The sequence below is a fragment of the Luminiphilus sp. nBUS_07 genome (genome assembly GCF_051201685.1).
Classification (GTDB): Bacteria; Pseudomonadota; Gammaproteobacteria; order Pseudomonadales; family Halieaceae; genus Luminiphilus.
In genome coordinates this window covers 1,566,713-1,580,056 of sequence record NZ_CP179213.1, presented here as the reverse complement: position 1 = coordinate 1,580,056, position 13,344 = coordinate 1,566,713, and the positions used below count along the sequence as shown (strand labels likewise).

Sequence of the window (13,344 nt, the reverse complement as noted above, 5' to 3'; positions counted from 1 at the left end):
CAACGCGCGAGGGAACCACATCATGGAGTTGATTGCAGTTTGTGACTCAAAGACTAATACAGCACCCGACTTTCCAATGGGTTGGTGGTCCCTAGCCCGCAGTCACGAGCTGCAGGTTGGGGAAGTGAAATCGGTATCGGCTTTAGACAGGGAATTGGTTCTTTACAGGACAAGATCCGGTGCCGTGCGCGTTCACGATGCCTACTGTCCGCACTTGGGGGCGAACCTAGGCATTAACGGCCGCGTGGTTGGAGAATCTATTCAATGCCCCTTCCATGGGTGGCAGTTCGGTGGCGACGGCGCCTGCGAGCACATTCCCTACTGCGAGGACATTCCATCCCGTGCCAAGGTCAATAATTGGCCGGCTACAGAGATCAATGGCGAAATCTACATGTGGTTTCACCCCACCGGGGAAGAACCTCAATGGCAGGTGCCAAAGGTAGATCAGCTCGATGATGAAAATTGGACGGCGCCACGGCAAGTCGAATTCCTAGTTCCTACTCACGTACAGGACATTGCCGAGAATTCTTGCGATCCGGAGCACTTTCAGTACGTGCACAAGCAAAGCGAAACGCCGCCCTCGTCAGTCACCGTTGAAGAAGACGGTGCCGTACACCTGCGCGCCGAGATGAACGCGAGTGGCATGCCCGGGCAGCTCCACGCGACGATGTTTCAGCCGGGGCTCGCCACCGTGCTGACCAGTTACGGCCCGGGTGCTGAGATGATTGTGTACAACTCAGCCCAACCCTATAGCCGAGAAGAGACCCTATTACGCTGGACCCTAACCGTGCGCAAGGAGATTGCAGACCTTGCAGGCGACCAGGTCATGAATGGCATTATTGACGGTCTGCAGGATGATTATCCCATTTGGAAAAATAAGGTACACCGCAAGCAGCCCATTTTTTGTAAGGGCGATGAAACCCTCGTTCTATTCAGAAAATGGGTGCGCAAGTTTTATCTACCCACCAGTGAACGGGGTGTCCAATGACGGCTAATTACTTTACCGGCAAGACTGCGATTATCACGGGTGGAGCCAGCGGCGTGGGACGCTCTCTCGCTATGGCCCTAGGCGCTGCAGGCAGCAACGTCGTTGTTGGCGACGTCGATAAGAACGCCATGGCAATTATTGACACTGACCTTGAGACTGCGGGGGTGCCCCATCGCGTTGACCACTGTGACGTCACGCAAACCAGTAGCTTGCAAGCGGTCCTCGATAGCGCTGTTGAAACTTTTGGCCAAGTTGATTTCGTGTTTGCTAACGCTGGAATTGGCGCGGGTGAAGCCGGCCCCATTTGGGGTTACTCCGAAAAAGATTGGCAGTGGTGCTTTAACGTAAACGTGTGGGGCGTAGTTAACAGCATTAACGTTTTCATGCCCTATCTGGCAAGCCGTGCAGAGAGAACGCACTTGGTCATTACCGGATCTGGGAACGGCGCTTACGCGGTACTACCTGATGTGCCTATTTACACAGCCAGCAAAGCCGCGGTGCATACCATTACCGAGAATCTGCACTATCAGGTGCAAGCCGGCGGTCTCCCTGTGGTGGTAAGCGCGCTTTTCCCTGGCCCCCACGTCGTAGAAACCGGTCTATTCAACTCAGGCCGCGTACGTCCAGAAGAATTTGATAAAGGCGTTGTCGGTAATGAAACCGGTATTAACTCTGTTGAGGACATGAAGCGAATGGCCGAAGAGTACGGAATCAACCTGCAGACGACCCATCCTGACGAGGTCGCTGAAATGGCACTGCAAGGTTTACCTGAGGGTAACTTCTGGCTCCTTGAATTAACTGAAGAAAATGAAGCGAAGATTCGGCGGCGCGCCGATATGATTATTGGCAAAACCACGCCGATACCCGAATCCGTAGGCTAACGAATAATAGTAATAGAGGACTGACCATGACCGACACTCCCCAAGCACCTCAGGGCAACCCTGGTGACATCATTAACTGGCCCATGCTCAAAGTACACTACCGCACTGATCCCGAGGCTATTGCAGCACTGCTTCCTCCGGGTATAACCGTAGGCAGTGAGCCCAACGTCAACTTGACGGTTTACAACTTCCCTGTGCCGGATGTACCCGAGTACGGAATCGTCACTACCGTCAATGCAGACTTCAACGGAGTTCAGGGCGAATATACGTTGGGCTACGGTATCGATCAGGAAAGCGCGATATTTATCAGCCAGGAAACCAACGGGCAGCCTAAATATCCCGCGGAAATCGATTACCACCGCATTGGGCCCATGGTTCGAGCACGCTGCACCCACCAAGGCTATACCTTTTTGGAATTTGAGGGTGTGAGTGAGGGATCTTCAGGGCCCCAACCCGAGTGGGAGCAAAACGAGTGGTGGATCAAAGTGTCCCGTGCAGTCAGTATTGGCGGCCCTGCCACCGGCTATGACTTCCCACCCCATGTCGTTCATGTAAAGAGCAAATATGGCACTGCTTGGCAGGAATCAGTGCAGGGTAAGCTCACCTTACGAGACAGCCCTTGGGATCCTCTCAGTACTAAGCTGCCTATGCGCGAACAGCTGTCCGCTTATCTCTGGTGGCCTATTTTCCTCGATAGATCGGTCACTTTGTCGGCACCACTAGACCCCGAAGCCTTTCTACCCTTTGCCGATACAATTTCTGGTTCTCGATGGCCAGGAGTCAACGGGGCGCCACCGCCTCAGCAGTAGCGGAGGTCACCGGGTTTGGAATTAGAGCAGCGCATTCAATGCCTCGAGGACATCGAGGCTATCAAGCAGTTGAAGGCACGCTGGTGGTTTTGCTGTGACACGCGGGACACAGCGGGCATGCGCGCCTGCTTTGATGAAGACAACTTTGAAATCGACTTTGGCTTTATTGGCCGCTTTACAGATATGACCGCTTTTATAGGCGTTTTTGAATCTCTAGCCTGCCATCCCACCCACATTGACATGCATCATGGCTTAGCTCCCGAGATCACGATCAAAGATGCCAACACTGCCGAGGGTCGGTGGCGAATGCGCTTTCAATTACTGGAGACTCACCTGAAGCAGGTGCAGCTCATGAGCGGCTATTATGAAGACCAATACGTCAAACTAGAGACTGGCTGGAAAATGCGTCGGTCGAAATACACCCTAATGTCCAATCTTCACCTACAAAATTCTGATGCTGGCCTCAGCGTTGCCCAGATTGGTGCAGGGCCAGGACTTGTTGGTGAAGGCAACGCCGCCAGATGAGCATCGACGCCAGCACTGAATCGAGAACTCGCGCAACTTGGCACCAATTTTGTGATGCGCTGAAAGAGGCCGGTGACCTTCTGATTGAACCCGGCGTGCCACAAGATGAGCAAACCCAGGCCGACGGCCTTCGCTATTTATCGCGGATGGCACGTGCCGCTTTGGAGTGGTACGTAGAGTTCAATGACCCCGCGTTCCCCGTGCTCTATCGCCCCGCCCATGAAACCATCAAGCTGGGCGCAGACAATCCCGACAATCTTTATCAGAAGGCTGTCATCGATGGCCGCTACGAATATCGCCTGAGAGGCACACGCGGCACCGTTGACTACATCAGCATGGCTACCAGCCGAGGTAGTTATGCTGAAAATTTCACACAGGTAGAAACAGGCTTCCTCGACGGCAACACCCTGACGGTTGAAGCTGATGGCACATTTGAGATCATCATCAGCCAGACGCAGCAGGCGGGCAACTGGCTGACTGTCAGTGAAGACAGTGAATCTTTGCTCATACGACAAACATTTCGACACCGGGACCAAGAAAGGCCAGCGGAAATTACCATCGAGCGACTCGACCGCCATGCAACACCCGAGGCCCTAGAGCTTATGACGGCTATCGCGCACTTCGAGAAGGCCACAGCCTTCTATCGCAACACCACGCGAATGTTTGCCGATTGGAGCCAGAAAATCTCACAGCAGCCCAACACGCTGCCGCTGTGGGATCAGGCCTTTTGCCAAATGGTCGGGGGTGACCCCAACATTTTGTATTATCACGGGCACTTTAAACTGCACAATGAAGAAGCCATGGTTATCACCCTCCCGTCAATTCCGGCGTGTCAGACTTGGAATATTCAAGTCGATAACTACTGGATGGAATCCCTTGATTACCGCTACCACTGGGTGTCCTTGAATCAGGCTCAAGCCAGCGTGAATGACAACGGAAGCGTCACACTTATACTGTCGGCCACTGATCCGGGTTGCGCCAACTGGCTATCTACCGCCGGCCATAGCGAAGGAACATTGTGCTTTCGCTGGGTGGGGGCTGAAGTTAGTGTCAACCCGCAAGTGACGGTCCTGCCTGTGGGCGATATTGAAAAACTCGAAGCACTCGAGACGCCCTCGATCTAATGTTAAGTGTCGACGAGCTACTAGCGCAGGGGCTGAAGCTGTCCCCAAGCACCGGCTATGAGGACACGGAGTTCATAAGGCCGCTCACTGCACTGGTCGGCGCACTCAACACAGAAGCCAATCTCAATACGGCAGGCGTGGCGTTTCACCAGTCACGCTTACAAGGCCTATTACAAAACCGCAAAGCCCTTGAAGACTGGACAGAAAAGCATCCAGAAATTGCGGAGGAGTCCCTCGTCGCACCTATCGTTATCGTAGGATTGCCGCGCACCGGTACGACGCTGCTTCACAGAACCATTGCCACGGACAACAGCCTAATGGCACCTCTTTGGTATGAAGTTCGGCAGCCGGCGCCTATGAATTCCAGTTTCGTATCGGACGATGCCCGCATTGCGATAGCCAAGGCCGAAGTAGACGCTATGCTCGCTGCCATGCCCGGGCTTGCTGCGATTCACCCTATTGATGCGGTTGCTCCCGATGAGGAGATCATGTTGCTGGAACACTCATTCACCAGTACGGTACCCGAATGCTACGCCTGCATCCCCGAGTATGGTGAAGCGTTGTACACGCAGGATCCCGCGGCGAGCTATAACTACCTGCATAAAATGCTGCAGTTTTTGCAGTGGCAAAAGCGGCAAAAAGGCAATCAAGGCCTTCGCTGGCTGCTTAAAACGCCCCACCATTTGCATTATCCACAACAACTCTTCCAAACCTTTCCCGATGCTGTGGTCATTCAAACCCACCGGCATCCCTGCGAGGTCATGCCTTCTTATGCCAGCATGATGTGTGAGCTAGCCGCCCCCTTTACCGACAGCCTAAACAAACAAACTATGGCAGCTCACTGGGTCAAAAAATGGCAGCAGGGCCTTGCCGCAACGCAGCACTATCGCGACCTGCACCCTGAGGCCCCCTATTTGGATCTCCAGTTTCAAGACTCGATCCGCGAACCAGAAGCCGTCTTGAGCACGCTCTATGCTTTTGCCGGATTAGAGCTGAACGAACAGACACGCCAATCGATGCAACGCTGGCGGACTTTCAATCAGCGAGAGGCACGACCCGAGCACCATTACACCGCCGAAGAATTTGGCTTAGACAACGAGCGCTTGAACGCGCAGTTTGCTCCCTATATCACTCGCCATATTGATTGCTAAAACATCAAGCGCAGACAGACAGAGTGGCGAACCGTTTAGTCCAACCCTTCAACAAAGGCCTTCAGCGCATAGGCGGTATCGTCAAATGCCCGCTTAACCCATGGTCCAGCGAAACGCATCACGTGGATACCATAGGGGCCCAAGAAGGCGTCTGTTGAGTGATAAACACAACCTCCATGCTCGTCCGCTTCGATAATTTGATCGCGCCGGGCTGGGTAAGGCCATGCATCAAGCCATGGGGCAGACCAGGCGATGCAGTGCGGCGGGCTGACCTCGCAGATCGTTTCCACGTTATCGAAGTAATCGCCCGGTATTAGATAGTTCTTGAGCTTCATTGTTAGCGGCTCTCCCACTGCCAAGATCCCCTTTGCTTCAACGCAAAAAGGATTCCACTCGCGGTAGCAGTCGAAATTTACCAGCACGTCCCAAACCTTCTCCGGTGGCGCAGCAATGTGCACTTTTTCAGAGCAAACAACGGCCTCAGGGTCAAAAGCTAATCTCGCGTCGTCAGACATTGCGAACCTCCTTAAGGTGCCATGTATTCGCCACCGTTGACGTCTACCGACGCCCCCGAGACAACCCGTGAATAATCTGAAAGAAACATGATGACGGCACGGGCACAATCGACTTCTGGGGGAATTTCACGCAGCGGAATTCGGTCAGTAATACTCGCCATAACCACTTCACGATCAGCCCCTGCAGCCACCTGCTGATCAATATAGCCATACACTGGCGCTCCGCCGATCCAGCCCATACGCAAGGCATTGACTCGGATACCCATTGGCCCGAAGTCGTTGGCCATATGCCGCGTCGCCGCATTGAGGGCGCCTTTAGCCGCTGCATACATCGCCTCTCCAGAAAACGGCTTGACCGTGGACAGTGTCGATATATTGACAATAGAACCGCCGCCAGCCGCACGCATAGGGTCCAAGCACGCTTGCGCCATTCGAATCGCTCCCTGGCAGACGACATCAAACACATCGCCAAATTTTTCAGAGTCAGCGGCGTCCATCCCTGCCCAATCACCGTGGACGTAAGCGCTGTTCACCAAACCATCGACTTTGCCGAAAGTTTCGACAGCCAGTGTCACCAGCGCCTGACATTGCTCCTTACAAGTCACGTCAGTTTTTTGCGCCAGAGCAGCACCCCCACTCGCTTCAACATCCGACACAACGGACGCTAGAAACTCTTGATTTCGCGCGCCTAAAACAACCTTCGCTCCCGCGGCCGCAGCCTCCAGAGCGAGAGTTCTCCCGAGCCCTGGTCCTACCCCGCTAATAACGATCACTTTATCTGCCAACAACATTGTAAAAATCCCCTACCCAACCCAATGCGCTACGCGCAAACTGATTAGCAACCATCTCACAAATTAGCAAGCCTAGACCATCAGCCATTAGGAGATAGACAGAATAATACGGCCCTGCCATGCTGGAATTCAGCGAATGGAGTGATCACAGGATATGGAAACGAAACAACGGGTTGCGTTAGTTACTGGTGCTGCGGGTGGTGTTGGCCAATCCACGGTGGAAAAACTCGCGGCTGAAGGCTGCATTGTTATTGGCACCGATATTCGGGCTATTGAAGGCACCCCTCCAGAGGGCGTTATTTATCGACAGCACGACGTGGCAAGCGAAGCGGACTGGCAGTCTCTAGCGAGCTGGCTCGAAGAGGAATATGGCCACCTCGATATACTGGTCAATAATGCCGCCATTCTTATGGCATACCACATCGAAGAGCAGTCCCTAGAAGACTTCAATACCATCATGCAGGTTAACTGCACCTCGATATTTCTCGGCATGAAAACGCTGCTTCCAGTGATGAAAAAAAGCGAGGCCGCGGCCATTGTTAACATGTCGTCAACATCTGCCGTAGGCGGATACCCACACTTTGCAGCTTACGGTGCCACCAAAGCCGCGGTGCGAAATCTCACCGTCAGCACGGCAGTTTACTGCCAGACTAATGGCTTCCCCATCAGGTGTAACTCAGTGCATCCCGACGGCATCTTCACCGACATGATTACTCGCATGCAGGGGAATTTCCCTGAAATGGATCCCGACAAGGGCGCCCGAGCCATGGAGTTCGCCTGCGAACCTGCAGCCGTCGCCGACGTCATCTGCTTTTTGACCTCTCACGGCGCGCGACATATCAATGGCGCAGAAATCAGGGTCGACAACTCATCCACCGTTCAGGTGCCCTACTTCTAATTTATTGAAAAACCGCAGCAAAACCGTCGCCATTGCTGTGAAAAGCGTCAAATTGAGTCAAATAGACGCATTGGGGGCGAGCAAATAGGACTAAACGCCTGATAGTCCATTTGCTGTATGTCATTTAAAGCAGTTCCGCGACACAATTAGGACATCGATAGTGTAAATTGCCGATGTCCCGCAAAAAACTAAAAATAGAGGTCGATTTCATGAAGCCATCCATCCAGAAGTCCCTACTCGCCACGGCGGTCGTCTGTGCCCTCTCTACAGAGAGTGCTTTCGCTCAGCTTGAGGAAGTCATTGTTACTGCAGAACGTCGCGAGGCAAATTTGCAGGAGACACCCATATCGATTCAGGTGCTCAGCTCTGAGGAGATACAGTCAAGAGGTATCAAGAGCGCCATGGACCTAGTAGATCAGGTCGCTGGCGTGCAGGGTTATGCGCCTCCTGGCACTACATCTGATGTTGGCCTCAACATCAGGGGTATCGGCGATGGTTCGCCTAACCTCTCAGTAGATCCTGGAACCGCTCGTTACATCGATGGTGTCTACATTGGCAAGGTGGTCGGCTCGGGCATGGACATCACCGACCTCCAGCGTATTGAAATACTGAAAGGCCCTCAGGGCACGCTGTACGGTCGAAACACTATTGCAGGTGCTATCAACTTCGTTTCAAAGGCTCCCAGCGATGAACTGGCGGTAGATTTACGAGCGACGGCGGGAAACTACAATCAACGTGACTTATCGGGTCGAATTGACGTCCCGCTCACTGATAGTCTCCGCGTTGCTGCTTCTTATTACCAGCGCGACCGCGATGCCTTCTGGGACAACACGAATCCATTCCAAGACGGCTTCAACAGCACTGATCGAAGCGGTTATCGCATGGCCCTTCAGTGGGACATTACAGACCGGCTGTCGGTTGACTACATCTACACCAATGATGACGTCTCAGATGAGCGTGACAACCACAGTGTTGTTAGCGGCTTGAACCCCACGTACGCAGGGGTGGCGGGTTATGCCGGTGCAGGCGGAGACCTCACGGCGGTCCCCATTCAAAGCGACTCACGTTTGCAAACCGTGGGCGGGATCGCCAGCTTTGTTCAAGCCTTTGTGCTGCCCAACCTACCCGCACCACAGGTTGGCCAATACCTCCAATGGAGTGCTGACTATGCTGCATGGGGCCAAGGGGTTCTTGATGGTGTGAACCAAAACCCAGAAACCGGGTCCAGTGACTTCGACAGCTTTAACAGCCAGAGCACTGAGGCTCATACGTTTAAGGCTCAGTTTGAACTGACAGATAACATCGACATTAAGTACATCTACGGTCATCGCGAAGTCTCCGCCTACACCTCTCAAGACTTGGATGGCATGAACAACAGCACCAACGGTGGCGTTATGCACGACTTGGTACTACAGACCATCGGCGGATCCTTTTTGGGGGGCGTAGTACCCTCGCAAATTGAGCTGGCACCCGGGTTTGTACTCCCGATCGCAGATGCCGCTACGGAGAATGTTCTGCTGGGCTTGCTGATGGTCGACACCATTAACGAATTCGGCAGCGCTCCAGTGTTCTCAACTTATGCCCTAAATGAGTATGAACAGGACAGTCATGAACTTCAGATCGTGGGCTCTAGTGGCAACCTCGACTGGGCAGGGGGCTTCTTCTACTGGGAAGACGAGGGCAGCTTCCGCAACGTCCAAAATGCCACATTCCCGCTAGCCAATGGCTCTCAGGGACGCTCCTTCGATAACGGCGGTGACGCCTGGTCCGTTTTTGGCGAGGCCACCTGGCGACCCGCTGACGGCAACTTCGCTTTGACCGCGGGCCTACGCTACACCGAAGAAAACAAAGACATGACCTGGCTGTGGCGTGACGCCGCACTGGGAGGCGTTGGTGGTTACGTTTCTGCCGCCATTCAAGAGGCTGCCGCCTTAGCGCTGCAGGGTGTTGTCATCAACATACCTCGAGATCTGGGCGCGGGCTACGTTTGGTCTCTCGATGACCTCGACACAATCCCTGAAACTGCGGGCGTCTACGGTCAGTCGGAAAAGCAGAGATTCGATAACACCAGTGGACGCCTCGTAGCGCAGTATAATTTCACTGACAACGTTAATGTCTATGCAAGTTACACCACGGGCTACCGCGCAGGCGGCTTCAATGGTGGTAGCTACAACAGAGTAACCAGCACGGGTGACGCCTTCGACGAGGAAACGATTGAAAGCATGGAAATTGGCTTTAAATCGGTGCTGGCCGATGGTCGAATCCGCCTAAATGCGTCGCTGTACAGCTACGACTATGATGATGTTCAGGTCAGTACGGTGAAAAGTGATGCCAATGGCTTATCAACCGAGATTGATAACGCCGCCAAACTGAGTCGTGAGGGCCTCGAGATCGAGGCAGCCTGGTTGATCACCGATCGACTACAGCTTACGGGTAACTATAGCTACATCGATGGCAGCTATGACGCGTTTCCTCCCTACCTGGGCCTGACTATTACACCGACTGAAGGCCTAGCCCCAGAGAACTCGGCATACCTCGCTTTGGACTGGGATGTTCTGCGCAGGGGTAAACATGTCGTAAGCTTTAATCTATCCGGCAACTATCAGGATGCGACCCAAAGCATTGGGGCGTCGACTTCACTCTATTCAGCAGCAGGGCAGCCTCAGATACCGGTCAACTTCCAGCAGCCCGTTAACCAGTCTCGAACCCTGGTTAACACTCGACTGACTTGGGCCTATGAAGCAGACGGCGGCACTGAGGTCAGAGTTTCAGCATGGGGTCAAAACATCACCGATGAAGACTACCGCACCTTCGGCTACAACTTGGGCGCAGATCTGGGATTACCCGTGCACCAGTGGGGTAACCCAGCCACCTACGGGGTTGATATCTCGGTCTCTATGTAACACTGAGCACAGCTTAAAAACCGCCCTAGGGCGGTTTTTTTTGCGCTAAAACTTGACGATGTAAGGGCCTGAAATGACTTTAACACTTTAAATATAGAAGGCCGCTTAAACTACTGTTTATAAACGATAAAAGGTAAAGCCAATGTCTACAGAAAACCTGAATTTCCCAGAGGGAACAGCACTGGTCTTGGGCGGAAGCGGTGGTGTAGGCAGCGCGATCGTAGCGGAAGTGGCGGGCCGGAAAATTCCGGTTTGCATGACCTATCAAAGCAATCGTGAAAGAGCCGAGGAGATCGCAGACGGTATTCGTAACAGCGGCGGAATCGTCAGTACGGCGCAAGTCTCATTACAAGACGTGGAGAGCCTTAATCGCTGCGTCAATGACATTGTAGATCGCGGGCGATTGCACTCAGTTTTCATTGCCACAGGGTATGACATCCCCCAAGTGAGCATTGCCGATTTGACCCCTGAGTTATGGCAACGTGTTCTGCGAGCCGACGCAGAGGGCGTGTTCAATGCGATCTACACCACGCTGCCCCATCTTCGAGCTGGCGGTGGCGGAAGCTATGTTCACATCAGTTCGGCGGGCCTACTTCGCTACCCTCCCCTAGATATTCTTTCAGTGGCTCCAAAAGCCGCCATCGAGGAGCTCATTAAAGGCGTCGCTAAAGAAGAAGGTCAGCATAATATAAGAGCCAACAGTATCGCGATCGGTGTGATTGAAACCGGCATATTCTTACGTCTGCGGGAGCAAGGCGTTTTTGATGATCAATGGGTAGCTCAGGTCAAACAAAATTTACCCTTGCAGCGCTTTGGCAGCCCCAAAGAGGTTGCAAAAATGGCACTCTTTTTGGCCTCGTCTGCCTCGGGCTATACCACCGGACAATTGATCCCCGTTGATGGCGGCTATGGGCTCTAAAGAAGCGATTGTTGCTGGGCCGGAAACGGCACAACCGCCCCATTTATCCGCTGATGAATCAAAGTTGGCCCTTTAAAAACTGACTACGAATTGCACGCTTATCAAATTTCTCCGTCGCCCCTCGGAGCAGAGGCTGATGCTGGATATTGATGTACCGGGGAATTTTGTAACCCGCCAGAAGCTGCTGCAGGCCAGTTCGCACTTGATCCGAAGAAAGAGCTTGGTTTGGCCCCGGATAAATGACCATCGCTAATTCCTCCCCGAGTCGTTCGTCTGGCACGCCAAAAACTACACATTCTGCGATATTTTTTAGGGAGTAACAGGCCTGCTCTGTTTCACCGGGATATACATTCTCGCCACCTCGGATAACAATATCCTTTATTCGCCCCGTTATAAAAACGTAGCCGTCCTCGTCGACATAACCAACATCACCTGAACGCAACCAACCGTCATTGGTAAAAAGCACCGCATCGGCATCAACGTTCCGCCAATAACCCAAAGTGCAGCTTACTCCTCGCATTTCTATCTCGCCCGTATCACCAACAGCCAAAACCTCACCCAATTCTGAGACCGTTCTAAAGGCCATGATCGGTGACTGTACGCCCGCCGATTTTGGCTGGGCATCAAAGACCGCCCCAGCGCCCTGACTTCCAACGGTCAGAGTTTCCGTCATGCCGTATCCCGCTGACGGGCTGGGATTACTGACATGCTGTGCAATTAGGTCGGGTAAATCCGCTGGCATCGCAGCCCCGCCCGAGGCGACGCGCTGCAAGCTACCAATATCAAAATCGCCAAGATTGGGTTGGCTCAAAAGCTCTTTCACCAACGCGGGGACGCTACTGAATAAGGTAATCCGCTCCTCTTCGATAAGCTTTAACGCAGCTTGCGGATCCCATTTTTCTAACATCACAATTGTCTGTGCGGTCACACAGGGCAACAAAAATGACCCCAGTAGCCCAGTTGCATGAAACAGCGGCACTGTAAGCAGCGTTTTTTCCTGCACTGCCCCACCCTGCAAACCTCGCGGCCCCTCAACTGACAACGACAACATACCGGTAAACATCATGTTAAAAATCGCTTGAGTAGCAGCCCGGTGGCTATGCATGGCACCCTTCGGAGCGCCCGTGCTGCCTGAGGTATAAAGAATCAGGGCGAGCTCATCGGGTTGGGGGGTGGCAATGCTTCGCGGCCCGGCGTGGCATAACGCCGTTGCAAAATCGGTATGGTGACAGCCCTCGGCGCGAAGACTGTCTGAATCGGGCTCAGCGACGATAAAATGCACTGTAGGCAAAGCATCCTTGAGCAGCGCCGCCCGTGGGCTATCGCACACTAAAGTGTGGGGGTCACAATCTTCCAAAGCATGAAGCAGCTCACCACGCTTCCCCCAGCTATTAATGGGCACAACCACCGCGCCCGAAACGATACCTGCAGCAAATGCGATCAGCCACTCGGGGTTATTCCGCATGGCAATAGCCAAACGAAAGCCCGGCTTTAGCCCCTTAAATTGTAAATAAGCGACCAACTTATCGACGGCTGCAAAGAATTGCGTAAAAGAAATGCGCCGCTTGCCATAAACGAGAAATTCTTGATCTTCATGAGCTCTGGCGGCTTCTATGATGTCAAGTAACGTTTCCGGCGCGTTGCGGTAAACCATCATAGGGTCGGCATTAGTCTCAGCAGAGTCCATAGCCACCGTCTCGAAGAATTCGCCCTTTTTGGAGAGCTCCCTCATCAAATGTTTCACGCGAACCTCCGATTAATTTTTGAATGTAGCAACACGTTGAGCCTGCTCATCGATTTTTCCAACAGTGATCTCATGGCTGAAGCACAATCCATTCTT

12 protein-coding genes are annotated in these 13,344 nt (G+C 53.2%); 9 read left to right on the top strand and 3 right to left on the bottom strand.

Annotated elements, in window-relative coordinates; genetic code table 11:
* The first annotated feature begins 22 nt into the window (after positions 1–22).
* Genes ACMAZB_RS06955 through ACMAZB_RS06930 form a run of 6 tightly spaced genes read left to right on the top strand, consistent with a single transcriptional unit; the run spans position 23 to position 5,478 of the window.
* Complete coding sequence (locus ACMAZB_RS06955; protein ID WP_435219939.1) at positions 23–988, top strand: Rieske 2Fe-2S domain-containing protein; 966 nt, start codon at positions 23–25, stop codon at positions 986–988.
* Positions 985–1,869, top strand: coding sequence for an SDR family NAD(P)-dependent oxidoreductase (locus ACMAZB_RS06950; RefSeq protein ID WP_435215607.1), 885 nt, complete (start codon positions 985–987; stop codon positions 1,867–1,869). The genes ACMAZB_RS06955 and ACMAZB_RS06950 overlap by 4 nt, the downstream gene beginning before the upstream one ends.
* Positions 1,870–1,895: 26 nt before the next feature.
* Entirely contained in the window at positions 1,896–2,678 is a 783-nt protein-coding gene (locus tag ACMAZB_RS06945) for an acetoacetate decarboxylase family protein (RefSeq protein ID WP_435215605.1), read from the top strand.
* Positions 2,679–2,693: 15 nt separating this feature from the next.
* Entirely contained in the window at positions 2,694–3,203 is a 510-nt protein-coding gene (locus tag ACMAZB_RS06940; RefSeq protein ID WP_435219938.1) for a nuclear transport factor 2 family protein, read from the top strand.
* On the top strand, positions 3,200–4,327 hold the full coding sequence (locus tag ACMAZB_RS06935) for a DUF1214 domain-containing protein (protein WP_435219937.1): 1,128 nt from the start codon (positions 3,200–3,202) through the stop codon (positions 4,325–4,327). The genes ACMAZB_RS06940 and ACMAZB_RS06935 overlap by 4 nt, the downstream gene beginning before the upstream one ends.
* On the top strand, positions 4,327–5,478 hold the full coding sequence (locus ACMAZB_RS06930; protein ID WP_435219936.1) for a sulfotransferase: 1,152 nt from the start codon (positions 4,327–4,329) through the stop codon (positions 5,476–5,478). The genes ACMAZB_RS06935 and ACMAZB_RS06930 overlap by 1 nt, the downstream gene beginning before the upstream one ends.
* Positions 5,479–5,513: 35 nt before the next feature.
* On the opposite strand, the gene ACMAZB_RS06925 is transcribed toward ACMAZB_RS06930, so the two are convergent.
* Complete coding sequence (locus ACMAZB_RS06925; RefSeq protein WP_435219935.1) at positions 5,514–5,993, bottom strand: SRPBCC domain-containing protein; 480 nt, start codon at positions 5,991–5,993, stop codon at positions 5,514–5,516.
* 11 nt (positions 5,994–6,004) lie between these two features.
* A complete protein-coding gene (locus ACMAZB_RS06920; RefSeq protein WP_435219934.1) occupies positions 6,005–6,784 on the bottom strand; it encodes an SDR family oxidoreductase in 780 nt (259 codons plus the stop codon).
* Positions 6,785–6,938: 154 nt separating this feature from the next.
* Here ACMAZB_RS06920 and ACMAZB_RS06915 point away from each other — a divergent pair, with 154 nt between their 5' ends.
* The 3 genes from ACMAZB_RS06915 to ACMAZB_RS06905 all read left to right on the top strand — a co-directional run bounded on the left by ACMAZB_RS06915 (position 6,939) and on the right by ACMAZB_RS06905 (position 11,504).
* Positions 6,939–7,682 (top strand): SDR family oxidoreductase, encoded by a 744-nt coding sequence (locus tag ACMAZB_RS06915; RefSeq protein ID WP_435219933.1) that lies wholly within the window; start codon positions 6,939–6,941, stop codon positions 7,680–7,682.
* A 209-nt stretch (positions 7,683–7,891) separates the two neighbouring features.
* A complete protein-coding gene (locus ACMAZB_RS06910) occupies positions 7,892–10,585 on the top strand; it encodes a TonB-dependent receptor (RefSeq protein ID WP_435219932.1) in 2,694 nt (897 codons plus the stop codon).
* A gap of 142 nt (positions 10,586–10,727) precedes the next feature.
* Positions 10,728–11,504 (top strand): SDR family NAD(P)-dependent oxidoreductase, encoded by a 777-nt coding sequence (locus tag ACMAZB_RS06905; protein ID WP_435219931.1) that lies wholly within the window; start codon positions 10,728–10,730, stop codon positions 11,502–11,504.
* A gap of 58 nt (positions 11,505–11,562) precedes the next feature.
* Here the strand turns inward: ACMAZB_RS06905 and ACMAZB_RS06900 are convergent, their stop codons facing one another.
* A complete protein-coding gene (locus tag ACMAZB_RS06900) occupies positions 11,563–13,248 on the bottom strand; it encodes a class I adenylate-forming enzyme family protein (protein ID WP_435219930.1) in 1,686 nt (561 codons plus the stop codon).
* Between the last annotated feature and the right edge of the window lie 96 nt (positions 13,249–13,344).